General features: G+C 65.5%; 27 protein-coding genes. 15 read left to right on the forward strand and 12 right to left on the reverse strand.

Translation table 11 applies throughout. The annotated features are described in order from the left end of the window. Positions 1 to 70: 70 nt before the first annotated feature. From IP91_RS18070 to tyrS, 6 genes are all read right to left on the reverse strand, one after another. A complete protein-coding gene (locus tag IP91_RS18070; protein ID WP_145650488.1) occupies positions 71 to 304 on the reverse strand; it encodes a helix-turn-helix domain-containing protein in 234 nt (77 codons plus the stop codon). 42 nt (positions 305 to 346) lie between these two features. Beyond that, positions 347 to 1,363 carry a tRNA dihydrouridine synthase DusB gene (gene dusB, locus IP91_RS18075; RefSeq protein ID WP_145650489.1) on the reverse strand — a complete coding sequence of 339 codons (1,017 nt, stop codon included), beginning with the start codon at positions 1,361 to 1,363 and terminating at the stop codon, positions 347 to 349. A gap of 190 nt (positions 1,364 to 1,553) precedes the next feature. Further along, entirely contained in the window at positions 1,554 to 2,192 is a 639-nt protein-coding gene (locus IP91_RS18080; RefSeq protein WP_145650490.1) for a histidine phosphatase family protein, read from the reverse strand. Next, entirely contained in the window at positions 2,189 to 2,830 is a 642-nt protein-coding gene (locus IP91_RS18085; RefSeq protein WP_145650491.1) for a YbhB/YbcL family Raf kinase inhibitor-like protein, read from the reverse strand. The genes IP91_RS18080 and IP91_RS18085 overlap by 4 nt, the downstream gene beginning before the upstream one ends. 9 nt (positions 2,831 to 2,839) lie before the next feature. Further along, positions 2,840 to 3,304, reverse strand: coding sequence for a D-aminoacyl-tRNA deacylase (gene dtd / locus IP91_RS18090; protein WP_145650492.1), 465 nt, complete (start codon positions 3,302 to 3,304; stop codon positions 2,840 to 2,842). After that, positions 3,301 to 4,602 carry a tyrosine--tRNA ligase gene (gene tyrS / locus IP91_RS18095; protein WP_145650493.1) on the reverse strand — a complete coding sequence of 434 codons (1,302 nt, stop codon included), beginning with the start codon at positions 4,600 to 4,602 and terminating at the stop codon, positions 3,301 to 3,303. Before tyrS ends, dtd begins: the two co-directional genes overlap by 4 nt. A 156-nt stretch (positions 4,603 to 4,758) precedes the next feature. Between tyrS and IP91_RS18100 the strand changes: the two genes are divergently transcribed. Next, positions 4,759 to 6,138: a M23 family metallopeptidase gene (locus IP91_RS18100; protein WP_145650494.1), complete on the forward strand. Its 1,380-nt coding sequence runs from the start codon at positions 4,759 to 4,761 to the stop codon at positions 6,136 to 6,138. 161 nt (positions 6,139 to 6,299) lie between these two features. After that, positions 6,300 to 7,397: an anhydro-N-acetylmuramic acid kinase gene (locus IP91_RS18105; protein WP_145650495.1), complete on the forward strand. Its 1,098-nt coding sequence runs from the start codon at positions 6,300 to 6,302 to the stop codon at positions 7,395 to 7,397. Between the two features lie 5 nt (positions 7,398 to 7,402). On the opposite strand, the gene IP91_RS18110 is transcribed toward IP91_RS18105, so the two are convergent. Next, positions 7,403 to 7,618 carry a DUF4287 domain-containing protein gene (locus tag IP91_RS18110; protein WP_229474640.1) on the reverse strand — a complete coding sequence of 72 codons (216 nt, stop codon included), beginning with the start codon at positions 7,616 to 7,618 and terminating at the stop codon, positions 7,403 to 7,405. Positions 7,619 to 7,790: 172 nt separating this feature from the next. On the opposite strand from IP91_RS18110, the gene IP91_RS18115 reads away from it, so the two are divergent. Further along, positions 7,791 to 8,201, forward strand: coding sequence for a DUF2061 domain-containing protein (locus IP91_RS18115; protein ID WP_145650497.1), 411 nt, complete (start codon positions 7,791 to 7,793; stop codon positions 8,199 to 8,201). Positions 8,202 to 8,381: 180 nt separating this feature from the next. Here the strand turns inward: IP91_RS18115 and erpA are convergent, their stop codons facing one another. Both erpA and argC read right to left on the reverse strand, forming a co-directional pair. Beyond that, the gene (erpA, locus tag IP91_RS18120) at positions 8,382 to 8,774 is read right to left on the reverse strand and encodes an iron-sulfur cluster insertion protein ErpA (RefSeq protein WP_145650498.1); all 393 of its coding nucleotides are present in this window, start codon (positions 8,772 to 8,774) and stop codon (positions 8,382 to 8,384) included. Between the two features lie 131 nt (positions 8,775 to 8,905). Further along, positions 8,906 to 9,943 (reverse strand): N-acetyl-gamma-glutamyl-phosphate reductase, encoded by a 1,038-nt coding sequence (gene argC, locus IP91_RS18125; protein ID WP_145650499.1) that lies wholly within the window; start codon positions 9,941 to 9,943, stop codon positions 8,906 to 8,908. Here argC and IP91_RS26090 point away from each other — a divergent pair. The 12 genes from IP91_RS26090 (at position 9,942) to udk (ending at position 20,959) form a co-directional block, all read left to right on the forward strand. Further along, entirely contained in the window at positions 9,942 to 10,100 is a 159-nt protein-coding gene (locus IP91_RS26090; RefSeq protein ID WP_158643166.1) for a hypothetical protein, read from the forward strand. The genes argC and IP91_RS26090 overlap by 2 nt on opposite strands. 130 nt (positions 10,101 to 10,230) lie before the next feature. Then, the gene (gene atzF, locus IP91_RS18130) at positions 10,231 to 12,051 is read left to right on the forward strand and encodes an allophanate hydrolase (RefSeq protein WP_145650500.1); all 1,821 of its coding nucleotides are present in this window, start codon (positions 10,231 to 10,233) and stop codon (positions 12,049 to 12,051) included. Positions 12,052 to 12,082: 31 nt separating this feature from the next. After that, positions 12,083 to 13,192, forward strand: coding sequence for a BMP family ABC transporter substrate-binding protein (locus tag IP91_RS18135; protein WP_145650501.1), 1,110 nt, complete (start codon positions 12,083 to 12,085; stop codon positions 13,190 to 13,192). A gap of 10 nt (positions 13,193 to 13,202) precedes the next feature. Further along, positions 13,203 to 14,297, forward strand: coding sequence for an ABC transporter permease (locus IP91_RS18140; RefSeq protein ID WP_145650502.1), 1,095 nt, complete (start codon positions 13,203 to 13,205; stop codon positions 14,295 to 14,297). After that, positions 14,284 to 15,228, forward strand: coding sequence for an ABC transporter permease (locus tag IP91_RS18145; protein ID WP_145650503.1), 945 nt, complete (start codon positions 14,284 to 14,286; stop codon positions 15,226 to 15,228). The genes IP91_RS18140 and IP91_RS18145 overlap by 14 nt, the downstream gene beginning before the upstream one ends. A 20-nt stretch (positions 15,229 to 15,248) precedes the next feature. Continuing rightward, positions 15,249 to 16,241, forward strand: coding sequence for a formamidase (locus IP91_RS18150; protein ID WP_145650504.1), 993 nt, complete (start codon positions 15,249 to 15,251; stop codon positions 16,239 to 16,241). Positions 16,242 to 16,245: 4 nt separating this feature from the next. Continuing rightward, the gene (gene biuH, locus IP91_RS18155) at positions 16,246 to 16,938 is read left to right on the forward strand and encodes a biuret amidohydrolase (protein ID WP_145650505.1); all 693 of its coding nucleotides are present in this window, start codon (positions 16,246 to 16,248) and stop codon (positions 16,936 to 16,938) included. 13 nt (positions 16,939 to 16,951) lie between these two features. Then, a complete protein-coding gene (locus tag IP91_RS18160; protein WP_145650506.1) occupies positions 16,952 to 18,499 on the forward strand; it encodes an ABC transporter ATP-binding protein in 1,548 nt (515 codons plus the stop codon). After that, the gene (locus tag IP91_RS18165; protein ID WP_145650507.1) at positions 18,496 to 19,164 is read left to right on the forward strand and encodes a cysteine hydrolase family protein; all 669 of its coding nucleotides are present in this window, start codon (positions 18,496 to 18,498) and stop codon (positions 19,162 to 19,164) included. The genes IP91_RS18160 and IP91_RS18165 overlap by 4 nt, the downstream gene beginning before the upstream one ends. Before the next feature lie 9 nt (positions 19,165 to 19,173). Then, complete coding sequence (gene hpxZ / locus IP91_RS18170; protein ID WP_145650508.1) at positions 19,174 to 19,548, forward strand: oxalurate catabolism protein HpxZ; 375 nt, start codon at positions 19,174 to 19,176, stop codon at positions 19,546 to 19,548. 44 nt (positions 19,549 to 19,592) lie between these two features. Next, a complete protein-coding gene (locus IP91_RS18175) occupies positions 19,593 to 20,270 on the forward strand; it encodes a GntR family transcriptional regulator (protein ID WP_145650509.1) in 678 nt (225 codons plus the stop codon). 35 nt (positions 20,271 to 20,305) lie between these two features. Continuing rightward, positions 20,306 to 20,959, forward strand: coding sequence for a uridine kinase (udk, locus tag IP91_RS18180; RefSeq protein ID WP_145650510.1), 654 nt, complete (start codon positions 20,306 to 20,308; stop codon positions 20,957 to 20,959). A 32-nt stretch (positions 20,960 to 20,991) separates the two neighbouring features. Here the strand turns inward: udk and IP91_RS18185 are convergent, their stop codons facing one another. The 3 genes from IP91_RS18185 to rplM all read right to left on the reverse strand — a co-directional run bounded on the left by IP91_RS18185 (position 20,992) and on the right by rplM (position 22,330). Next, positions 20,992 to 21,333 carry a YciI family protein gene (locus IP91_RS18185; RefSeq protein WP_145650511.1) on the reverse strand — a complete coding sequence of 114 codons (342 nt, stop codon included), beginning with the start codon at positions 21,331 to 21,333 and terminating at the stop codon, positions 20,992 to 20,994. Between the two features lie 166 nt (positions 21,334 to 21,499). Continuing rightward, positions 21,500 to 21,892 carry a 30S ribosomal protein S9 gene (gene rpsI, locus IP91_RS18190; protein WP_131428569.1) on the reverse strand — a complete coding sequence of 131 codons (393 nt, stop codon included), beginning with the start codon at positions 21,890 to 21,892 and terminating at the stop codon, positions 21,500 to 21,502. 9 nt (positions 21,893 to 21,901) lie between these two features. Further along, on the reverse strand, positions 21,902 to 22,330 hold the full coding sequence (gene rplM, locus IP91_RS18195) for a 50S ribosomal protein L13 (protein WP_107140762.1): 429 nt from the start codon (positions 22,328 to 22,330) through the stop codon (positions 21,902 to 21,904). Positions 22,331 to 22,490 lie beyond the last annotated feature (160 nt).

Here is a 22,490-nt window from a genome sequence, read left to right on the forward strand (position 1 = left end):
TGAGTAGTGGGTGTCTGTGCGGGCCGATGGCATGCGGCCGGAGGCCACGCCACTGGCCGGATGAATAGCCTTACAGCAGGCCGTGTTCCTGCAGTTTCTTGCGCAGCGTATTGCGGTTGATACCCAGCATCTGGGCGGCGTGCGACTGGTTGCCGTCGGCACGCGTCATCACCACCTGCAGCACCGGCTTTTCGACGGTCATGACGACCATGTCGTAGATGTTCGACGGCTGCTGTTCGCCCAGGTCGTTGAAATATTCCTCGAGGCTTTTCGTCACGACTTCCTGGATGCTTTCTTTGCTCATGTTCTTGTATTTACGCTAAATGTTTGCCGATCCGGCGCCATGTCAGGCGGCCAGCATTTCTTCGGCGAGGCGGTATTGTAACCGTTCGCCATGCTTCCACTGGGATTCGAAGAAGCCGTCCACCGCCCGCAATTGCTCGGTCGTGGATTCCAGAAGGTTCATCTGCTGGCGGAATTGTTCGCCGCCCGGCAGGTCGCGCACATACCAGCCGATATGCTTGCGCGCGGTGCGCACGCCCAGGTTGTCGCCGTAGAAGGCGTAGTGGGCGCGCAGGTGTTCGTCCATGAGCTGGCGCACTTCCGCCACCAGCGGCGGCGGCAGGTGCGTGCCCGTCTGCAGGTAATGGTCGATCTCGCGGAAGATCCACGGCCGGCCCTGCGCGGCGCGGCCCACCATCACGGCATCGGCACCCGTGCGGTCCAGCACGAAGCGGGCCTTTTCCGGCGTGGTGATGTCGCCGTTGGCCACCACGGGGATCTTCACGGCTGCCTTGACGGCGGCGATGGTGTCGTACTCGGCATCGCCCGTGTAGCCGTCGGCGCGGGTGCGGCCATGCAGGGTCAGCATCTGGATGCCGGCCTCCTCGGCGATACGGGCAATCGTCAGCGCGTTCCTGTTGTCGCGGTTCCAGCCGGTGCGGAATTTCAAGGTGACGGGTACGGATACCGACTGCACCACGGCATGCAGGATGCTTTCGACGAGATCCTCGAACTGCAGCAGCGCCGAGCCGCTCCACTTGTTGCACACCTTCTTCACCGGGCAGCCCATATTGATGTCGATGATCTGGGCGCCCTTGTCCACGTTGAACTTCGCGCAGTCGGCCATTTCCTGCGGATCGGAACCGGCGATCTGCACGGCCTTCGGCTCCATCTCGCCGGCGTGGTCGATGCGGCGCGAACTCTTCTCGCTCGCCCACACGCGCGGGTTCGACGCGGCCATCTCGGACACGGCATAGCCGGCGCCCAGCTCCTTGCAGAGTTGCCGGTAAGGACGGTCGGTGACGCCCGCCATCGGGGCGACGAACACATTGTTGCGCAGTTGATATGGACCGATTTGCACTGGATGGGAAGCGGAGTCGCGAAGGTGAAGTCTTTGGGGGAACCTGCAATTCTACCCCAAGGGCTGCTCAATTAATAAGCACTATTTTGTACGGGCGGGGCAAGTGCTCAATTATGTGATCGCGGCTGCACGTCACTGGGCCGCCGATGTTGCCCGAAAAATGGGGTCTGTCCCCATTTTTCCGGCAACTTCAGATGTCGTCGAGCGCGGTGGCGAGGTGGTCGACGTCGCCCCAGTGGCTGAGCGCCAGGCGGCCGTTGGACCAGGTGAAGCGGTTGATGCTGGCGTTGCGCACCTGGAAGTTGCGCGGGCTTTCCAGCGCCATCGCGGTGGCGGCGCGGTAGGCGCATTCCAGCACGCCGCCGTGGGCGACGATCACCAGCCGCTGGCCGGCATACTGGTCGGCCCAGCGGCCGACCGCGGCGGTGGAGCGCTCGTAGAAGTGGCGGAAGCTCTCGGCATGACGCTCGCCATGCGGCATCACGGCATCCACGTGCCGGCCCTGCCAGGCAGCGAAGTGGTCCGGGTAGCGCTCTTCGATCTCGGTATACAACAGGCCTTCGAACACGCCATAGCCCCGTTCGCGCAGTTCGCGGTCCGTGTGGAACGGCACGTGGTGGTGCTCGGCCACGGCCTGGGCCGTGTGCATCGCCCGCTGCAGGTCGCTCGACACGATGGCGGCCAGCGGCTCGGCCGCCAGCGCGCGGGCCAGTGCCGAGGCCTGGCGGCGTCCTGCATCGTTCAGGCCGATGTCCAGGTGCCCCTGCAGGCGGCGCACCGCGTTCCACGCCGTTTCGCCGTGGCGGATCAGCAGCAGTTCCGTCGTCATGCGGACTTCACGGTCGTGTTCAGGCTGTAGGTGCCGATCAGCTGGGCTTCATCGAGGATGTGGCCGTGCAGCGCCGCCAGCGCCTGCCGGGCCGTGAAGTCGCCTTCCACGGGCAGCCGCGGCACGTCGATCGCATACAGCCGGAAGATGTAGTGGTGCACGCGCTCGTCGTTCCATGGCGGGCACGGGCCGTCGTAGCCGAAATAGCGGCCGGCCATGGCCGGATCGGCGGCGAACCAGCCCGTGTAGTCGTTCTGGCCCTGGCGCATCTGCGCCGCGCCGTCGCTCAGCTGCGGCCCTGGTTTACCCTTCGGCGTGACGCCGTTCGAATAATCGCCGGCCGGCAGACTGGCCAGCGTGGGCGGAATATCGACCAGCGCCCAATGATAAAAGTCGCCGCGTGGCAGGTCGGCCGGAACGGTTTTGCCCTCCTGGTTGACGTCCGTGCCGACCGTGGGCGCATCGCCGTCGATGCACAGCAGCACCAGCGAGGCCGTGCCGGCCGGGATATCGTCCCACGCCAGGTGGGGATTGCGGTTGCCGGCCAGGCGCACGTGCCCCGCCGGATCCGGCTCGGCAAAGGCGAATGCTGGGGGAATCGCGGCACCGTTCTTGAATGAATCGCTCCACAAGCGCATACGTCGTCCTTAAGTCGAAGCCTGTTGTTTACTTGGACCCACCTGGAGCCAGAACGTTACCGGGCCGTCGTTGGTCAGCGCGACTTTCATGTCCGCGCCGAACTGGCCCGTCTGCACGACGGCATGGCGGCTGCGCGCGGCGCGCACGAAATGGTCGAACAGGCGCCGGCCGTCTTCCGGCGCGGCGGCCGGCGAGAACGAGGGGCGCGTGCCGGAGCGCGTGTCCGCCGCCAGCGTGAACTGCGGCACCAGCAGCAGGCCGCCGGCCACGTCCGTGACGCTGCGGTTCATCTTGCCGGCCTCGTCGGAGAAGACGCGGTAGGCCAGCAGCTTGGCCAGCAGTGCCTCGGCCTCCTTTTCGGTATCGCCCTTCTCCGCGCAGACCAGCACCATCAGCCCGCCATCGATGGCACCGATCACGGCGCCGTCGACGACGACCTGGGCCGACGTCACCCTCTGGAGTAAAGCAATCATGCCGTCAGCGTGATCCGGGCGAACTTGCGCTTGCCCACCTGCAGCACGAACGTGCTGGCCTCGGCCTTCAGGGCCTTGTCGCTGATGACGGTGCCGTCGATGCGCACGCCGCCTTGGTCGATCATGCGCATCGCTTCGGATGTCGAGGCGCACAGCCCGGTCTGCTTGAGCAGCTGCGCCACGCCCAGCGGCGCACCGGTCACGCCGATCTCGGCGATATCGTCCGGAATGCCGCCCTTCGAGCGGTTGACGAAGTCGGCCAGCGCATCCTCGGCCGCCTGGCGCGAGTGGAAGCGTTCGACGATTTCCTGGGCGATCGCCACTTTCGCATCGCGCGGATTGGCGCCGTTCGCGACGGCCTGCTTCAGGTTCGCCACCTCGTCCAGCGAACGCCACGACAGCAGCTCGTAGTAGCGCCACATCATCGTGTCCGAGATGCTCATCACTTTCGCGAACATGGTGTTGGCCGGCTCGGTGATGCCGATGTAGTTGTTCTTCGACTTCGACATCTTGTCGACGCCGTCGAGGCCTTCCAGCAGCGGCATCGTCAGGATGCACTGCGGCTCCTGGCCCCAGTCCTTCTGCAGCTCGCGGCCCACCAGCAGGTTGAACTTCTGGTCCGTGCCGCCCAGCTCCAGGTCGCTCTTCAGGGCCACAGAGTCGTAGCCCTGCATCAGCGGGTACAGGAACTCATGCACCGAGATCGGTGTCCCATTCTTGAAGCGCTTGGCAAAGTCGTCGCGCTCCATCATGCGGGCGACGGTGTAGCGGGAAGCGAGCTGGATCATGCCGCGCGCGCCCAGCTGGTCGCACCATTCCGAGTTGTAGCGGATTTCCGTCTTCTCCGGATCGAGCACCAGCGAGGCCTGCTTGAAGTAGGTCTGCGCGTTCTGTTCGATCTGTTCGCGCGTGAGCGGCGGGCGGGTGGCATTGCGGCCGGAAGGGTCGCCGATCATCGACGTGAAGTCGCCGATCAGGAAGATCACCTGGTGACCCAGGTTCTGCAGCTGGCGCATCTTGTTCAGCACCACCGTGTGGCCCAGGTGCAGGTCGGGCGCCGTGGGGTCGAGGCCCAGCTTGATGCGCAGCGGCACGCCGCTGGCTTCGGAACGGGCCAGCTTCTGGGCGAATTCGCTCTCGATCAGCAGTTCGTCGACGCCGCGCTTGGCGACCGCGAGCGCTTCCTGGACAGCATCGCTCAGCGGGAATTTGGTAACAGGGAGGGCGGAGTTTGTTGCGCTATTGGTCGCGGCAGCAGTGGCGGAAGGAAGGTCTGGCGCCGGGGTGTTCTTATCCATGAATCGCAGAATTTTCTCAAAATGTTGGCGTAGCGCAGGAATGCGTTATAATGCCCGATCCCATCAATCTTGCCCAACGAAAACGAGCTAAATCAACAAGTTACAATAAAAAAAGCTAAAAAATCATCGTTCAAGCGGCAAATTCTAACTGATTGCATGAACCCAATACATAAGTTCACAAGCTCGCGCTTGTATCATCTGCTAGGTTCGACCCGCAAGGCCCGCATCGTCAGCGCGTCCGCCGTGGCGCTCACTTTCGTTGCCTTTGGCGCCGCCGGTGTGGCCCCGCTGGCCATGGATGACGACAATCTGCCGGTCAAGACGATCACGCAGGACATCGCCTCGCCGAACCTCTCCTCCCAGCTCACCGAAATCGATCAACAGGACGACACGCAGAAGTATGTGCGTGAAGAACGCATCCGCGCCGGCGATACGCTGGCCACGCTGATGCAGCGCCTGGGTGTCGACGACGATGCCGCGGAAACCTTCATCAAGAAGGACAAGACCGCCAAGGCCGTGATGCAGCTGCGCACCGGCAAGCGCGTGCTGGCCCAGACCGATGACGATGGCAAGCTGCTGTGGCTGCGCGCCAGCATCGTCGACGGCAAGGACATCCCCGTCAAGACTGTTTCGATTACGAAAAAAGGCGAAGGTTTCACCGCCGACGAAGCACCGATCAAGCTGGAACGCCGCGTGGAGATGCATGCCCGCGACATCACGTCCACGCTGTTCGCTGCCACCGATTCCGATGCGGACGGTGCCCGCCTGCCGGATGCCATCGTGCGCCAGATCCTGGAAATGTTCTCGACCAATATCGACTTCCGCTCCGACGTGAAGCGCGGCGACCGCTTCAACGTGGTGTACGAAACGTTCTGGCAGGATGGCGAGATGGTGCGCGTGGGCCGCATCCTGGCCGGTGAATTCACCAACCGCGGCACGACGTATCAGTCCGTGTGGTTCGAGGACCCTGCCAGCAAGACGGGCGGCGGCTACTACAGCTTCGACGGCAAGGCGCTGAAGAAGGCCTTCCTGAAATCGCCGCTGGAATTCACGCGTGTGTCGTCCGGCTTCTCGATGCGCGTGCACCCGATCTCGGGCGACTGGAAAGCCCACAAGGGCATTGACTTCGCGGCACCGACCGGTACGCCGATCCGCGCTGCTGGCGATGGCGTCATTGATTTTGCCGGCACGCAGAATGGCTACGGCAATGTGATCGTGCTGAAGCACTGGAACAACTACTCGACCGCCTACGCGCACATGAGCCGTTTTGCGGCGGGCGTGAAGAAGGGCCAGAAAGTCAGCCAGGGCGACCTGATCGGCTACGTGGGCACGACCGGCTGGTCGACCGGCGCGCACCTGCACTACGAATTCCGCGTGGGCGGCGAAGCGAAGGATCCGGCCAAGCTGAACTTGCTGGCCCAGGCGCCCCTGACGGCTGCCGAAAAAGCCCGTTTCAACGCGGTGGCTGGCGACATGATCCACCGTTTTGCCTTGCTGCGTCCGGTAGGTTCGGCCAGCACCCTGGCACAGAAGTAATCCTTCCGTACTCCTGAACGCGGCGCCTTCGTGGCGCCGTTTTCTATTCCGCCCTCACTGTGAAACCAGTGTATTCCCCTGTTCGCGCAACGACTGTTAGCTGTTTCACATTCAGGCACATCCGGGCACAATAGCCACAACATCTACTTTCGTTACTTCTGATGAGCCTGTTTATCGGTTTGATGTCCGGCACCAGCCTCGACGGCGTCGATGGCGTGCTGGTCGAGTTCTGGGCCGGCGCCGCGCGCACGATGGCGTCGCATCACCTGCCCTATCCCGCACCGCTGCTGGCCGAGCTGCGTGCACTGCAGGCGGCAGGCGACAATGAACTGGAACGCGAGGCGCTGGCCGGCATCGGCATCGCGCAGGTCTACGCGCAATGCGTGGCGGCGCTGCTGGAAAAGTCCGGCATGCAGGCGGCCGATGTGCGGGCGATCGGCGCCCATGGCCAGACGATCCGTCACCGTCCGGAACTGGGCTACACGCGCCAGACGATCAACGGCGCGGTGCTGGCGGAACTGTCCTGCATCGATGCGATCGTCGACTTCCGTTCGCGGGACGTGGCGGCCGGCGGCCAGGGCGCGCCGCTGGTGCCGGCCGCGCACCTGGCGCTGTTCGGCGAACCGGGCAGGACGCGCGTGCTGGCCAATATCGGCGGTATCGGCAATATCAGCGTGCTGCCGGCGGACGGCCATGTGACGGGCTTCGACACGGGCCCCGGCAACGTACTGATCGATGAATGGACCCGGCTGCATCTGGGCAAGCCCTACGACGAACAGGGCGCGTGGGCGGCCTCCGGCACGGTGCTGCCGGCGTTGCTGCAGTCGCTGCTGGCCGAACCCTACTTCGCGCTCCCGCCGCCGAAAAGCACGGGGCGCGACCTGTTCCACCTGGACTGGGTGCATGCGCGGCTGGCGGGCTTCGAAAGCGCGGCCACGCAGGATGTGGCAGCCACCCTCACGCAGCTGACGGCCATCACGCTGGCACGCGGCATCCGCGAGCATGCGCCGGACGCCGATGCGCTGTTCGTCTGCGGCGGCGGCGCGTTCAATGCCACCCTGCTGGGCATGCTCGCTACCGAGCTGGGCAGTGGCGTGAAAGTGCAGACGACGCTGGCGTTGGGTGCCGATCCCTCGCATGTCGAGGCGCTGTGCTGGGCCTGGCTGGCGTGGCGTTTCGACGAGCGCAAGGCCGGCAACCTGCCGTCCGTCACGGGCGCCGGCGGCGAACGCGTGCTGGGCGCGCTGTATCCGCGCTGAGTTTCCTACTTGGTGCCTGCGAGCAGATGGGCCACGAGTGCATTTGCATGGCCGTGGCCGAGGCCGTGCTCGCTCTTCAGCCAGTTCACCAGCGCCATGTGCTTTGCTCCTGCCTGACGCTCGCGCAACAGCGTTAACCAGTGTTCCACCGGGTGGCCGTAGGTTTTCTCGATGGACGGGAAATAGGACGCTGGTCCCTTGGCTGTGCTGGTCACGATGATCTCCTGAAGGTACACGGCAGTGGGCCGCTCTCCTTCACAACGGCCCGGGGGTGCGTACATCGACACGCCCATGATTGGAAAAACAAATCACTCCGGTCGAAACAATCAATTTTCCCTAATAAACGAGAATCGTTATCATCTGCCTCAACGGTTAATTACAGCAGAGGCAGTCATGATCATTGCAGCGAAAAAACTCAGCCAGGTCACCACCCACATGGGCATCGCGTTCACGCTGATCTACCTGACGACGGGTTCGCTGGCGCTGGGCGGCCTGGCCGCTATCATCGAGCCAATCATCAACGTCGCCCTGCTGCCGCTGCACGAAGGTTTCTGGCACCGTCTGCGCCACCGCTCGGCCCGCAACGCCACCGCGCTGCTGGCCGCCGAAAAACTGAGCCAGACGGCCTTCCACCTCGTCATCGCCTTCGCCGTGATGTACCTTGCCACCGGCTCGCTCGCCTTCGGCGGCCTGGCTGCGGTCCTCGAGCCGATCCTGAACGTGATCGTCCTCCCCTTCCATGACCGCAAATGGGACGAGCTCGCCGCACGCCTCGCCTCCAGCGCCCGCCCCGCCACCGCCTGATCTACCGCCGAGCTCGTGTCCACTCAGGGATCAACCCCGAAATCGGACACGAGCCCATCCTTACGAATGCCGAGCTCGTGTCCGAAAATGGGGTTGACCCCACGGTGGACACAGGCTCGGCCGTAAACGAAAAACGGCGGGGAGCCGAAGCTGCCCGCCGTGATGGGGATGCTGTATTGCTTAGACGGAGAACGAGGAACCGCAGCCGCAGGTGGACGTGGCCGACGGGTTCTTGATCACGAACTGGGCGCCTTCCAGGTCGTCCTTGTAGTCGATCTCGGCGCCGACCAGGTACTGGTAGCTCATCGAGTCGATCAGCAGCTGGACGCCGTTCTTGACCATCGTGGTGTCGTCTTCGTTGACGATTTCATCGAACGTGAAACCGTACTGGAAGCCGGAGCAGCCGCCGCCCTGCACGAACACGCGCAGTTTGAGGTCCGGATTGCCTTCTTCCTCGATCAGCTGGGCCACTTTGTCGGCCGCGCTGTCCGTGAAGACGATCGGTGCCGGCATGCCGTCGATCGTGGTGCTCGTTGCCGCTTCCGTTACTGCCGCTTCTGCTACTGCATTCATGAGGAACTCCTACTGATATTCGTTGGGGTCCATTATAGACCCTTGCGCCGCCTGCTGCTGCGGAGGGCTTCATTTCCGGGGGATATGAAGCCCAAGATGTGGCACCCCGGCCGCAATGCAATGTCGGAGTGTCAAGGAAGCAGCGCGATCGTATTCAGGCCGAGGCTTTCTTCCAGGCCGAACATCAGGTTCATGCACTGCACGGCCTGGCCGGATGCGCCCTTCACCAGGTTGTCCTGCACCACCAGCACGATGACGGTGTTGCCATTGTCCGGACGGTGCACCGCCAGGCGCAGCATGTTCGAACCCTTGGTGGTGCGCGTTTCCGGATGCGAACCGAACGGCATCACGTCGACGAACTGCTCGCCCGCGTACGCATCCTCGAACAGCTTCTGCAGTTCCTCGTTGCCGATGTCCTTCGTCAGCTTGGCGTACAGGGTCGAGTGCATGCCGCGGATCATCGGCACCAGGTGCGGCGTGAAGATCAGCGAGACCTTCTCGTCTGTCAGGCGCTGCAACTGCGCCGTGGTTTCCGGCGTGTGGCGGTGGCCGGACACGCCGTAAGCCTTGAAGTTGTCGCTGGACTCGGAGAACAGGATGCCGATCTCGGCCTTGCGACCCGCGCCGGACACACCGGACTTGCAGTCAGCGATCAGGTTGCCAGCATCGATCACGCCGGCCTTCAGCAGCGGCGCGAAGCCGACCTGCATCGTGTTCGGATAGCAGCCCGGATTGGCGATCAGGTTCGCGCCCCGGATCTCTTCACGGTTCAGCTCGACAAGACCGTACACGGCCTGCTCCAGCAGTTCCGGCGCGGTGTGGTCGATCTTGTACGTCTTCTCGAACACGGCGCGGTCCTTGATGCGGAAGTCCGCTGCCAGGTCGATCACCTTCACGCCCTTGGCCAGCAGTTCCGGCGCCTGCGCCATGGCCACGCCATGCGGGGTGGCAAAGAACACGACGTCGCACTGCGTCAGGTCGACCTTGTCCGGCGCCGAAAACGCCAGGTCCACGCGGCCGCGCAGCGACGGATACATGTCGGCCACGGGCAGGCCATCTTCCTTGCGCGACGTGATGGCCGTCAGCTGCACCTTGGGATGGACGGCCAACAATCGCAGCAGTTCCACGCCGGTGTAGCCGGTGCCGCCTACGATGCCAACTTTGATCATGTTCTTCTTCCTTGCCGAATGTTTTAGTGAGGAGGGATTTTATCAGTCTCTTGTGACGTATGTTTTACCGGTCGGTCACGCCACGCACGCACCGCTTTCAGGCAATGCACCACGCCGCAGTGCCGATCTGGTGCATGCCCTGGCCTTCCCGGCGTGAACCGGCGGCCCGGCCTGAATCCCCAGCATGCCCGCAAGCCCCTGCACAAGCCACTTCGCGCGACCAGCGCAGGCACTGGCACACCATTTGCTAAACACTGCATACCATCTTGTATGCAAGATTGAACACAATGACGACGACCATGGACTTCACGAACATCGCCACCCTCCAGGCGCACTACCGCGATGGCACTCTCACCCCGGCCGATCTGGTGCGCCAGCTGGACGCGCGCATCGCAGCGGCCAATCGCCCGGAGATCTGGATCAGCCGCATGGGCGATGACGCCATGGATCGCCAGCTGGCGATGCTCGATGCGGCATGGCAGCAGCATGGCCCCGCCATATTCGACACGCTCCCCCTGTTCGGCATCCCCTTCGCCGTGAAGGACAATATCGACGTGGCCGGCATCCCGACGACGGCCGCCTGCCCCGCTTTTGCCTACGTGCCGGACGAGGACGCCCACGCCGTGCGCAAGCTGCTCGATGCCGGCGCCCTGTTGCTGGGCAAGACCAACCTCGACCAGTTCGCCACCGGCCTGGTCGGCACCCGTTCGCCGCATGGCGCGGTGCGCAATGCGCTGAACCCGGAATATGTGTCGGGCGGCTCCAGCGCCGGCTCGGCGGTGGCCGTGGCGCTCGGCATGGCCAGCTTCACGCTGGGCACCGATACGGCCGGTTCGGGCCGCGTGCCGGCCGGCTTCAACGGGATCGTCGGGCTGAAGCCCACCAGGGGCCTGGTCAGCACCCGCGGCGTGGTGCCGGCCTGCCGCAGCCTCGATTGCGTGTCCATCTTTGCCCGCTCCGTCGACGACGCCTGGCAGGTGCTGCGCTGCATCGCCGGCCACGACCCGCAGGATCCATTCTCGCGCCAGGTCGCCATGGGCGGCGCGCAGCCCGAAGGCAAGCGGGGCTACCGCATCGCCGTCCCGGACCGCCTGGAATTCTTCGGCGATGGCGCGGCCGAAGCAGCCTTCGATGCCGCCCTGCTCGCCTGGGCCACGATGCCCGGCGCCCAGATCGTGCGGATACCGTTCCAGCCGTTCGCCGATGCCGCCCGCCTGCTGTACGCCGGCCCGTGGGTGGCCGAACGCCGCGCCGCCATCGGCGAGCTGTTCGAGCGCGACCCGGAAGCGCTGGACCCGACCGTGCGCGGCATCGTCGCCCAGGCCGACGGCTACAGCGCCGTCGATGCCTTCGAAGGCCAGTACCGTCTCGCCGCGCTGCGCCGCCAGGCCGAAGCGAGCCTGCGCGACATCGACTTCCTGCTGGTGCCCACCGCGCCGACGATGCCGACGATCGCCGAAGTCCAGGCCGAGCCGGTCCTGCGCAACAGCGAGCTGGGTTACTACACCAACTTCGTGAACTTCTTCGACATGGCGGCGCTGGCGATTCCCGCCGGTTACCGTCCCGACGGGCTGCCGGCCGGCGTAACGATCGTCGGCCGCGCCGGCTCGGACCATCTGCTGGCCCTGGCCGGCGCCGCGTTCAACGCGCCGTTCGCCGACGCCCGCGCTGCCGCCGCCAGCCTTGCCGCCAATCCGCTGCCGTTCAGCGAACCAACCGTGATGCTGGCCGTCGTCGGCGCGCACCTGGAAGGCCAGCCGCTGAACTGGCAGCTGCTCGAACGGGGCGCCCGCAAGCTGCGCAGCACCCGCACGTCGCCCGACTACCGCCTGTACGCGCTGGCCGGCACCACCCCGCCGAAACCCGGCCTGGCACGCGTCGACAGGGACGGCGCTGCCATCGAGGTCGAAACGTGGGAGCTGCCGCTGCGGCTGTTCGGCAGCTTCGTCGCCGCCATCCCGGCGCCCCTCGGCATCGGCTCGGTGCGGCTGGAGGATGGCAGCACAGTCAAGGGCTTCATCTGCGAAGGCGCCGCCCTGGCCGGCGCACGCGACATCACCCATTTCGGCGGCTGGCGCGCGTACCTGCGCGACGGCCAGTCCACCTGAACCACTCGATCCATCATCTGAAAGGGATTTCATGAACAAGCTCGACCGCCGCAACTTCCTGAAGGCCACCGGTGCCGTCGCCCTCGGCAGCGCCATGCCGCTGCAGTTCGCGTTCGGCGCGGATGGCAAGCTGACCGTCGGCTTCATCTACGTGGGCCCGCGCGACGACTTCGGCTACAACCAGGCCCACGCGCAGGCCGCCGCCGCCATCAAGAAAATGCCGGGCGTGAAAGTCATCGAGGAAGAGCGCGTGCCGGAAACCGTCGCGGTGCAGAAATCGATGCAGGCGATGATCGCCCAGGATGGCGCCGGCCTGATCTTCCCGACGTCCTTCGGCTATTTCGATCCGCATGTGATCAAGGTCGCCGAACAGAACCCGAAGGTGCGCTTCGCCCACTGCGGCGGCCTGTGGACCAAGGGCAAGCACCCGGTCAACGCAGGCAGCTTCTTCGGCTATATCGAGGAATGCCAGTACCTGAACGGCGTCGTGGCCGGCCACATGAGCAAGACAAAAAAACTGGGCTTCGTGGCCGCCAAGCCGATTCCGCAAGTCCTCCGCAACATCAACGCCTTCGCGCTGGGCGCGCAGTCGGTCGATCCGTCGATCACGGTGCGCGTGATCTTCACGGGCGACTGGTCGCTGCCGGTCAAGGAAGCGGAAGCTGCCAACAGCCTGATCGACCAGAAGTGCGATGTGCTGACCTGCCACGTCGACGGCCCGAAGGTGATCGTGGAGACGGCGGAAAAACGCGGCGCCATGACCTGCGGCTACCACGCCAGCCAGGCCAGGCTGGCGCCGAAGGGCTACCTCACCGGCGCCGAATGGGACTGGGTCACGCCCTATACCGTGTTCGTGAAAGGCGCGCTGGAAGGCAGGCCGATGACCAACTTCCTGCGCGGCGGCCTGAAGGAAGGCTTCGTGAAGATGTCCCCGTACGGTCCGGCCGTCACGGCAAAGGCGAAGGCCAATGCCGACCAGGTGAAAGCGAAAATGCTGGCCGGCCAGTACCCGATCTTCAAGGGCCCGCTGAAGGACAACACGGGCAAGACCGTCATCCCGGCCGGCGTGGTGCAGCAGCAGACCGCGATCGAGCTGGAATCGATGAACTACCTGGTGGCCGGCGTCATCGGCCAGGTGTAACGGACGCGCGATGCTACCGATTTCCAGGCGCCTCCTGCCAGGGCTGCTGTCCGCAGTGCCCACGCTGTGCGCGCTGCTCTCCGCGCTGGCCATGTTCATGCTGTTCCTGCTCGTGCAGGGCCAGCCGGTGCTGGAAGCGTGCGCCCTCGTGTTCGAAGGCGCGTTCGGTTCCTCGTTCGCGTGGCAGAACACGCTGCAGCGCGCCGCGCCGCTGATGTTCACGGCGCTGTGCGTGGCGCTGCCGGCGCGCACGGGCCTCGTCATCATCGGTGGCGAAGGTGCGCTGGCGCTGGGCGGTCTGGCGGCGGCAATCGTGCCGCTGGCCTTCCCCGCGGCGATGCCCGGCCTGCCGGGACTGGTGCTGATGGGCGTGGCCGGTGCGCTGGCGGGCGGCCTGTGGATAGGGCTTGCCGGCTGGCTGCGGCAGGCGCGCGGCATCAATGAAACCATCGGCAGCCTGCTGCTGGCGTACATCGCGCTGGCCGTGTTCCGCCACCTGGTGGAAGGGCCGCTGCGCGATCCGGCCAGCCTGAACAAGCCTTCCACGCTGCCGCTGCCGGACCACCTGCTGATCGGCACCCTGCCCGGCCTCGACGTGCACTGGGGCCTGGTGTGGGGCGTACTGGCCTGCGTGGCGGCGCACCTGCTGGTCCGTTACAGCACGCTGGGCTTTACCATGTCCGTCACGGGCGGCAATGTGCGCGCCGCGAAGCTCGTCGGCCTGCCGGTGGGGCGCATCGTCTTCATCGCCTGCCTGCTGGGCGGCGCGGCGGCCGGCCTGGCCGGCATGTTCGAAGTCGCGGCCGTGCACGGCAATGCCAACACGGCGCTGCTGGCCGGCTATGGCTACAGCGGCATCCTGGTGGCCTTCGCGGCGCGCCAGAATCCGCTGGCCGTGATCGTGTGCGCCATCTTCATCGGCGGCATCGAGTCGAGCGGCAGCCTGCTGCAGCGCCGTCTCGACCTGCCCGATGCCACGACCCTGGTGCTGCAAGGCCTGCTGTTTACCAACCTGCTGGCATGCGAAGCGTTCACCGGCCGCCTGGCCCAGTGGCGCCTGCGGCTCGCCAGCCCTACCACCGGAGCGCAGCATGCCCGCATTTGACCTCGGCCTGGATTTCGGCGCCCTGCTTCTCGCTTTGTTTGCCGGCGCGATCCGCGTCGGCACGCCGTTCCTGTTCGTCAGCCTCGGCGAGTGCATCACGGAGAAGGCCGGCCGCGTCAACCTGGGCCTGGAAGGCATTCTCGTGTTCGGCGCGATGGCCGGTTACGGCACCGCGCTGGCCACCGGTTCGCCGTGGCTGGGCGTGCTGGGTGCCGGCTGTTCCGGCCTCGTGCTCGGCGCGCTGCATGGACTGGTGTGCTCGCTGCCGCGCGTGAACGACATCGCGTTCGGCATGGCGCTGATGCTGCTCGGTCTCGGCCTGGCCTTCTTCCTCGGCAAGCCGTACATCCAGCCGCAGGCGCCCGTGCTGCCGTCGATCGACTTCGGCGCGTGGAGCGACACATTGAGCAACAACGCAGCGCTGCACAGCGCCCTGCAGATCAACGGCCTGTTCCTGATCGGCGTGCTGCTGGCCGCCCTGCTGCACTGGGGGATGACGCACACGCGCTGGGGCCTGGTGCTGCGCCTCGTGGGCGACCATGCCGAAACGGCGCGTGCACTGGGCCTGCGCCTGACGCCCGTGCGCGTGATCGCCACGGCCTGCGGCGGCTTCCTGGCGGCCGTGGGCGGCGCCTACCTGTCGCTGTACTACCCGGGCAGCTGGAACGAAGGCCTGTCCAGCGGCCAGGGCCTGATGGCAGTGGCGCTGGTGATCTTCGCCCGCTGGCAGCCGCTGCGCTGCCTGCTGGCGGCCATGATCTTCGGTGCGGCCGGCGCCCTCGGCCCGGCCCTGCAATCGCTCGGCATCACGTCGGGCTACTACCTGTTCAACGCGGCGCCGTATGTGCTGACGCTGGCCATCATGATCGCCACCTGCCGGCCCAACCAGGCCATCGTCGGCGCTCCTGGCGAACTCAGTCTGACCCGCTAACCCAATTTCAAAGGAAACCCATGTCCGGTCTTGGTGGTCTCAACAAATCCCCGAACGGTGTCGTCATCGGCCTCGCGCAACTGCAGCTGCCCGATCCGCACACCCGCGAAGCACTGGCCGCGCAGGTCGACAAGGTCGTTGCGATGGTCGGCAAGGCGCGCCGCTCGTCGAACGCGATGGACCTGATCGTGTTTCCCGAATACTCGCTGCATGGCCTGTCGATGGACACGAATCCGGAGATCATGTGCCGGCTCGACGGCCCGGAAGTGGCCGCGCTGCGCCAGGCCTGCATCGATCACCGCATCTGGGGCTGCTTCTCCATCATGGAGTACAACCCGGACGGCAATCCGTACAACACGGGCCTGATCTTCGATGACCAGGGCGAGATGAAGCTGTACTACCGCAAGCTGCATCCCTGGGTGCCGGTCGAGCCCTGGGAGCCGGGCAACCTGGGCATCCCCGTCTGCGACGGTCCGAACGGCAGCAAGCTGGCGCTCATCATCTGCCACGACGGCATGTTCCCGGAGATGGCGCGCGAGTGCGCCTACAAGGGTGTCGAGATCATGCTCCGCACGGCCGGGTACACGACGCCGATCCGCCACAGCTGGAAGATCACCAACCAGGCCAACGCGTTCTGCAACCTGATGCAGACGGCCAGCGTGTGCATGTGCGGCTCGGACGGCACCTTCGATTCGATGGGCGAGGCGATGTTCGTGAATTTCGACGGCGTGCCGCTCGTCGAAGGCAATGGCCGCGCCGATGAAATCGTCACCTGCGAGCTGCGCCCGGACCTGGTGCGCGAAGCCCGCGTCCACTGGGGCGTGGAAAACAATATCTACCAGTTCGGCCACCGCGCCTATGTCGCCGTGAAGGGCGGCGCGCAGGACTGCCCCTACACCTATATGCACGACCTGGCCAAGGGAGAATATCGCCTGCCGTGGGAAGACGATGTCGTCCACAAGGATGGCAGCGCGTTCGGCTACGCGCCACCGACCCGCACTTTCAAGGGCTGACACCATGAGCACCGAACGCCACATCCACGCCGAGCCCTATCCCTGGCCCTACGACGGCAGCCTGGCGCCGCACAACACGGCGCTCGTCATCATCGACATGCAGACCGACTTCTGCGGCGTGGGCGGCTATGTCGACACGATGGGCTACGACCTGTCGCTGACGCGCGCGCCGATCGAACCGATCAAGGCCGTGCTGGCAAAGATGCGTGAACAGGGCTATCACATCATCCACACCCGCGAAGGCCACCGCCCCGACCTCTCGGACCTGCCGGCCAACAAGCGCTGGCGTTCCCAGCGCATCGGCGCCGGCATCGGCGATGCGGGGCCCTGCGGCCGCATCCTCGTGCGCGGCGAACCCGGTTGGGAAATCATCGAGGAGCTAGCGCCGCTGCCGGGCGAAGTCATCATCGACAAGCCGGGCAAGGGTTCGTTCTATGCCACGGACCTGGAGATGGTGCTGCACACGCGCGGCATCCGCAACCTCATCCTGACCGGCATCACGACGGACGTGTGCGTGCATACGACGATGCGCGATGCGAACGACCGCGGCTTCGAGTGCGTGCTGCTGGCCGACTGCTGCGGCGCCACCGACCATGGCAACCACCTGGCCGCGCTGCACATGATCAGGATGCAGGGCGGCGTGTTCGGCGCCGTGTCCGACTCCGGCGCCCTGCTCGCCACGCTGGGCCAGGAATGAACGGAGAAGCGCCATGCACGCCATGAAACTGGAAACCTACGAGGCCGGCAAGTCGTTCGGCGACTTCCGCGCGCTGGACGGCGTGTCGATCAAGGTGGCCGCCGGCACCGTGCACGCGCTGCTGGGCGAAAACGGCGCCGGCAAGAGCACGCTGGTGAAAGGGCTGATCGGCTACGCGCCGCTCGACCAGGGCGCGGTCATGCTGGACAACCGCGAACACGCCGTCGACAGCCCGCGCACCGCGCACGCGCTGGGCATCGGCATGGTGTATCAGCACTTCACGCTGGCGCCGGGCATGACGGTGGCGGAAAACCTGCTGCTTGCGCGCGGCCGGCTGCCATGGCGCATCGGCTGGAAGAAGGAACGGGCCGAACTGACGGCGTTCATGGACTCGATGCCCTTCCGCCTGCCGCTCGACCGCCTGTGCGGCAGCCTGGCGGCCGGCGAGAAGCAGAAGCTCGAGATCCTCAAGCAGCTGTACCTGAAGCGCCGCTTCCTGATCCTCGACGAACCGACCTCCGTGCTGACGCCGCAGGAAGCGCAGGAAGTGCTGGGCCTGGTGCGCGACCTGGCGCACCAGGGCGAGCTGACGGTGCTGATGATCACCCATAAATTCCATGAAGTGAGCGCGTTTGCCGATGCGGTCACCGTCCTGCGCAAGGGCAGGCAGGTCGGCGATGCGCTGGTGGCCGACACCACGCCCGACCTGCTGGCCTCGTGGATGATGGGCGAAGCGCGCATCGCTGCCGTACCGGCGCCGCGCACGCCGGTCCCGGCGGAGGCGCCGGTGGGCCTGCACGTTGATGACCTGTCGGTGCAGGGCGACCGTGGCGAGGCGGCGGTCTCGAACGTGTCGCTGCAGATCCGCAGGGGCGAGATCGTGGGCATCGCCGGCATCTCCGGCAATGGCCAGAAGGAGCTGGTGGAAGCGCTGCTGGGCCAGCGCGCGCCGAGTGGCGGCACCGTGTCCGTCAACGGCATGCCGTATCGCGGCACCCGTGCGGAAATCCGCGCGCGGCGCGTGTTCGCACTGCCCGAGGAGCCGCTGCACAACGCGTGCATCGCCGGCATGAGCGTGGCGGAGAACATGGCGCTGCGCGACTTCGATTTCGATGCCGGGCGCGGCCGCCGCCGCTGGCTCGTCGACCGCGCCGGCATGATGGCGCGGGCCCGCCAGCTGATCGCCGCCTTCAACGTCAGGCCGCCGCTGCCGCAGCGGCCGATCGGCACGCTCTCCGGCGGCAATGTGCAGCGTGCCGTGCTGGCCCGCGAGCTGGCCACCGGGGCGGATGTGCTGATCGCCGCCAATCCCGTCTTCGGCCTCGACTTCAAGGCGGTGGCCGACATCCACGCGCGCATCGTCGCCACGCGCGAACACGGCGCGGCCGTGCTGCTGGTGAGCGAGGACCTGGATGAACTGATCGAACTGTCGGACCGCCTGGTGGTGATCGCCGAGGGCCGCATCGTGTACGAATGCGCGGCGCGCGATGCCGACCGCGCCGTGCTGGGGCGCCATATGGCCAGCCACGGCGCAGCGCACCCGCTGGAGAAAGCCGCATGAAGCATCTGACCGTCGAAGCGCTGCCCTACCCTTACCGCTTCGCGCTATCGTCCACCGCGCTGGTCGTCATCGACATGCAGCGCGACTTCGTCGAACCGGGCGGCTTCGGCGAGGCGCTGGGCAATGACGTCACGCCGCTGGCCGCCATCGTGCCCACTGTCGCCGCACTGCTGGCCTTCGCGCGCGAGAACGGCATGCTGGTGGTGCACACGCGCGAATCGCATCTGCCCGATTTATCCGACTGTCCGCCGGCCAAGCGTGCACGCGGCAATCCAGTGCTCGGCATCGGCGATACCGGTCCGATGGGCCGCATCCTGGTGCGGGGCGAGCCGGGCAACCAGATCCTGCCCGAGGTGGCAACGGTCGACGGCGAGATCGTTATCGACAAACCCGGCAAGGGTGCGTTCTACGCCACCGGCCTGCACGAACTGCTACAGGAAAGCGGCATCACGCACCTGGTGTTTGCCGGCGTGACGACGGAAGTCTGCGTGCAGACGTCGATGCGCGAAGCGAACGACCGGGGCTACGAATGCCTGCTGGTGGAGGACGCCACCGCCAGCTATTTCAGCCACTTCAAGGAGGCGACGCTGGCGATGATTTATGCCCAGGGCGGCATCGTGGGCTGGACCGCGCCGCTTGCTGCGCTGGTGCGCGCCGCAACGTAAAGGAACGATATGGACATCAACAAGGCGGCCGTCGTCGCCGAGATCGACAGGCTTTTCGACGACTACGAAGCGGCGCTGCTGCGCAACGACCTCGCCGCGCTCGACCGTTATTTCTGGGAGTCGCCCGCCACTGTGCGCTACGGCGTGGTCGAGAACCTGTATGGCGCGGCGGACATTCGTGCGCACCGCCAGCGGCAGTGGACGCCGGTGCACCCCGAACGGCGCATCACCCGGCGCGTGACGACCACCTTCGGCGCAGACATGGGCACCGTCAGCATCGAGTTCAGCGCACCCGACACGCCGCGCATCGGCCGGCAGATGCAGACCTGGGTGCGCTTTCCGGAGGGCTGGCGGATCGTCGCGGCCCATGTCAGTATACCGTGACCTCCGGTTACCCTTCAGTTACCTCTCCGTTACGGACCGCCCCGATGCCCCAGGCCCCCGCCAACCCGCTTGCCGAACAGGTGTACTGCCGCCTGAAGGAAGACATCTTCGAGTTCCGCCTGCTGCCGGGCGACCGTTTCACGGAAACCGAGATGGCGGAGCGCTGCGAGGTGTCGCGCACGCCGCTGCGCGACGCGCTGTTCCGGCTGCAGCGCGAAGGCTACCTGGACGTGGCCTACCGGCGCGGCTGGCAGGTGCGCGCGCTCGACTTCGGGCACTTCGACAATCTGTACGACCTGCGCATCGTGCTGGAAACGGCCGCGCTGGAGCGCATCTGCCAGGCAGCCGAGCATCCGGCCGAGCTGCTGGAACTGGAGCGCATCTGGCTTGCGCCCGTGGCCGAGCGGGAGCAGGATGGCAAGATCGTCGCGCAGCTCGACGAACGCTTCCACGCGAGCCTGGTGGCTGCCGCGGGCAACCCGGAAATGAGCCGCGTGCACGCCGAGCTGACGGACAAGCTGCGCATCATCCGCCGCCTCGACTTCACCCAGGAACAGCGCGTGGACGCCACCTACGAGGAACACGGCAAGATCGTGGGCCTGCTGCTGCGCCGGAAATTCGCCGAGTCGGCGATGCTGCTGCGTGCTCACATCCAGCAGAGCAAGACCGAAGTGCGCAAGATCACGCTGCACCGCCTGCACGAGGCGCGGCTGGCCGGTTGAGCACAGGCCGGCCGCCGCTCCGGTATCATGCGGGGATGAATCAGATTTCCCTTACCTCCTATCGCCCCTTCATCATCGGCGTCGCCGGCGGCAGCGGCAGCGGCAAGTCCACCGTCTCGCAGCAGGTGCTGGCCTCGTTCGGCACCGACATGGTGTCCGTCGTGATGCAGGACGACTACTACAACGACCAGTCCGAGCTCACGCCGGAAGTGCGCCGCCAGCAGAACTACGACCATCCGAATGCCTTCGACTGGCCGCTGCTGGTCCAGCACGTGCAGGCCCTGCGCAACGGCCAGGCGATCGCGATGCCGGAGTATGACTTCACGATCGACAACCGCTCCAACAAGACCATCCCCGTCAAGCCCGCGCCGGTGATCGTGATCGAAGGCCTGTTCGCCCTGTACGACGCGGACCTGCGCGACATGATGTCGCTGAAGATCTTCGTCGACACCGCCTCGGACGTGCGCTTCATCCGCCGCATGCAGCGCGACATCAACGAGCGCGGGCGCTCGGTGGAAAGCATCGTCAACCAGTACATGGAAACGGTGCGGCCGATGCACAAGCAGTTCATCGAGCCGACCAAGCGGCATGCGGACGTCATCCTGCCGCATGGCGCGAATGATCCGGCGGTCGATATCATCACCACCAAGGTGGCCAGCGTCATCGGTCAGTTGAAACGAGGCAGCTAGCGACCCAACTGCGGCGGCCCGATCCTGTCGGGTCAGCTCTCGGGGTCGTAAGCGAACTCGCGGAGCTCCTGCGCGCAGCGGCAGGCGGTGGCAATCCTCGCCGCCCATTCGACGGCGGCCTCGCGCGACGGCAGCTCGAGCACGCAGAAGCCGCCATCGAATTCCCTGGTCTGCGGATAGGTTCCGTGCGTGGCAGTGCCGCCAGCGGCAACCAGCAGCGGCGCGGCATCCGTGTTGATACCGCCGGCGAATACATACACGCCGGCAGCCTTCGCCTCGCGGATCACCGCACGGGCCGCGTCGCCAACGGCAGGCAGGTCTTCGGCGGCGACATCCATTGCGGATGCCGGGAAGGAGATCAGGTACTTCGTCATCGCTGCGTCCTCCTGGTAGAAGAATTCGGTCCAGTCTACGCGGCACCTCACCTGCAGGGCAAGCTGTCCGGCGATCGAATCGATCCAGCCATAAAAAAAGCCACCGGCTTTGCAGCGGTGGCTTTTTTGTGGTGGCAGCGCACGGGGCGCTGCACACGGAAACGAATTAACGCTTCGAGAACTGCTTGGCGCGGCGTGCTTTGCGCAGGCCGACTTTCTTACGCTCGACTTCACGTGCATCGCGCGTCACGAAACCGGCGCGTGCCAGGTCTGGCTTCAGGGCTGCATCGTAGTCGATCAGGGCGCGGGTGATACCGTGGCGCACTGCACCTGCCTGGCCGGACTCGCCGCCGCCATGCACGTTGACCTTGATGTCGAAACGCTCGACGTTGCCGGTCAGTTCCAGCGGCTGACGGATCACCATCAGGCCGGTTTCGCGGGAGAAGTATTCCGACGCAGGCTTGCCGTTCACGATGATCTGGCCGGTGCCGACCTTGATGAACACGCGAGCCACTGCACTCTTGCGACGGCCGGTGCCGTAGTTGTAGTTACCGATCATGTCAGTTCCTTAGAATTCGAGTGCTTTGGGTTGCTGGGCAGCGTGCGGGTGCGAACCTTCGGCGTACACTTTCAGCTTCTTGATCATTGCGTAGCCCAGCGGGCCCTTTGGCAGCATGCCTTTGACGGCCTTTTCCAGGGCACGGCCCGGGAAGCGCTGTTGCATTTTCAGGAAGTTCGTTTCGTAGATACCGCCCGGGTAGCCGGAGTGACGGTAGTACGTCTTCTCGGTGGCTTTGGTACCGGTCACGCGCAGTTTGCCTGCATTGATGACGACGATGAAATCGCCCGTGTCGACGTGAGGGGTAAATTCTGGCTTGTGCTTGCCGCGCAGTCGGCGTGCCACTTCGCTGGCAACACGGCCGAGGACTTTGTCCGTCGCGTCAATCACGAACCAGTCGCGCTGGACTTCATGGCCCTTAGCGGAAAAAGTTTTCATGTTTGACTTCCTAATGAAGAATGTATAAACGCTCAAATGGTGGTTCCGCCATTGACATCGACGGACGCAGCCTTGTTGTTGACTTTTCCTGAGCGAACGGAAAGCCGGCGATTATAGCGCAGCCTTCGAAGCCGGGTCAAGCCGTTGCTGCGTGTGTTGC

The sequence above is a fragment of the Pseudoduganella lurida genome (genome assembly GCF_007830455.1).
Lineage (GTDB): Bacteria > Pseudomonadota > Gammaproteobacteria > Burkholderiales > Burkholderiaceae_D > Rugamonas > Rugamonas lurida.

Bases quoted from the DNA above. Each gene is read 5' to 3' on its own strand.
- IP91_RS18070 (WP_145650488.1), bottom strand. From the start codon at position 304: ATGAGCAAAGAAAGCATCCAGGAAGTCGTGACGAAAAGCCTCGAGGAA.
- IP91_RS18080 (WP_145650490.1), bottom strand. From the start codon at position 2,192: ATGACGACGGAACTGCTGCTGATCCGCCACGGCGAAACGGCGTGGAAC.
- IP91_RS18085 (WP_145650491.1), bottom strand. From the start codon at position 2,830: ATGCGCTTGTGGAGCGATTCATTCAAGAACGGTGCCGCGATTCCCCCA.
- dtd (WP_145650492.1), bottom strand. From the start codon at position 3,304: ATGATTGCTTTACTCCAGAGGGTGACGTCGGCCCAGGTCGTCGTCGAC.
- tyrS (WP_145650493.1), bottom strand. From the start codon at position 4,602: ATGGATAAGAACACCCCGGCGCCAGACCTTCCTTCCGCCACTGCTGCC.
- IP91_RS18100 (WP_145650494.1), top strand. From the start codon at position 4,759: ATGAACCCAATACATAAGTTCACAAGCTCGCGCTTGTATCATCTGCTA.
- IP91_RS18105 (WP_145650495.1), top strand. From the start codon at position 6,300: ATGAGCCTGTTTATCGGTTTGATGTCCGGCACCAGCCTCGACGGCGTC.
- IP91_RS18115 (WP_145650497.1), top strand. From the start codon at position 7,791: ATGATCATTGCAGCGAAAAAACTCAGCCAGGTCACCACCCACATGGGC.
- erpA (WP_145650498.1), bottom strand. From the start codon at position 8,774: ATGAATGCAGTAGCAGAAGCGGCAGTAACGGAAGCGGCAACGAGCACC.
- IP91_RS26090 (WP_158643166.1), top strand. From the start codon at position 9,942: ATGTTCTTCTTCCTTGCCGAATGTTTTAGTGAGGAGGGATTTTATCAG.
- argC (WP_145650499.1), bottom strand. From the start codon at position 9,943: ATGATCAAAGTTGGCATCGTAGGCGGCACCGGCTACACCGGCGTGGAA.
- atzF (WP_145650500.1), top strand. From the start codon at position 10,231: ATGACGACGACCATGGACTTCACGAACATCGCCACCCTCCAGGCGCAC.
- IP91_RS18135 (WP_145650501.1), top strand. From the start codon at position 12,083: ATGAACAAGCTCGACCGCCGCAACTTCCTGAAGGCCACCGGTGCCGTC.
- IP91_RS18140 (WP_145650502.1), top strand. From the start codon at position 13,203: ATGCTACCGATTTCCAGGCGCCTCCTGCCAGGGCTGCTGTCCGCAGTG.
- IP91_RS18145 (WP_145650503.1), top strand. From the start codon at position 14,284: ATGCCCGCATTTGACCTCGGCCTGGATTTCGGCGCCCTGCTTCTCGCT.
- IP91_RS18150 (WP_145650504.1), top strand. From the start codon at position 15,249: ATGTCCGGTCTTGGTGGTCTCAACAAATCCCCGAACGGTGTCGTCATC.
- biuH (WP_145650505.1), top strand. From the start codon at position 16,246: ATGAGCACCGAACGCCACATCCACGCCGAGCCCTATCCCTGGCCCTAC.
- IP91_RS18160 (WP_145650506.1), top strand. From the start codon at position 16,952: ATGCACGCCATGAAACTGGAAACCTACGAGGCCGGCAAGTCGTTCGGC.
- IP91_RS18165 (WP_145650507.1), top strand. From the start codon at position 18,496: ATGAAGCATCTGACCGTCGAAGCGCTGCCCTACCCTTACCGCTTCGCG.
- hpxZ (WP_145650508.1), top strand. From the start codon at position 19,174: ATGGACATCAACAAGGCGGCCGTCGTCGCCGAGATCGACAGGCTTTTC.
- IP91_RS18175 (WP_145650509.1), top strand. From the start codon at position 19,593: ATGCCCCAGGCCCCCGCCAACCCGCTTGCCGAACAGGTGTACTGCCGC.
- udk (WP_145650510.1), top strand. From the start codon at position 20,306: ATGAATCAGATTTCCCTTACCTCCTATCGCCCCTTCATCATCGGCGTC.
- IP91_RS18185 (WP_145650511.1), bottom strand. From the start codon at position 21,333: ATGACGAAGTACCTGATCTCCTTCCCGGCATCCGCAATGGATGTCGCC.
- rpsI (WP_131428569.1), bottom strand. From the start codon at position 21,892: ATGATCGGTAACTACAACTACGGCACCGGCCGTCGCAAGAGTGCAGTG.
- rplM (WP_107140762.1), bottom strand. From the start codon at position 22,330: ATGAAAACTTTTTCCGCTAAGGGCCATGAAGTCCAGCGCGACTGGTTC.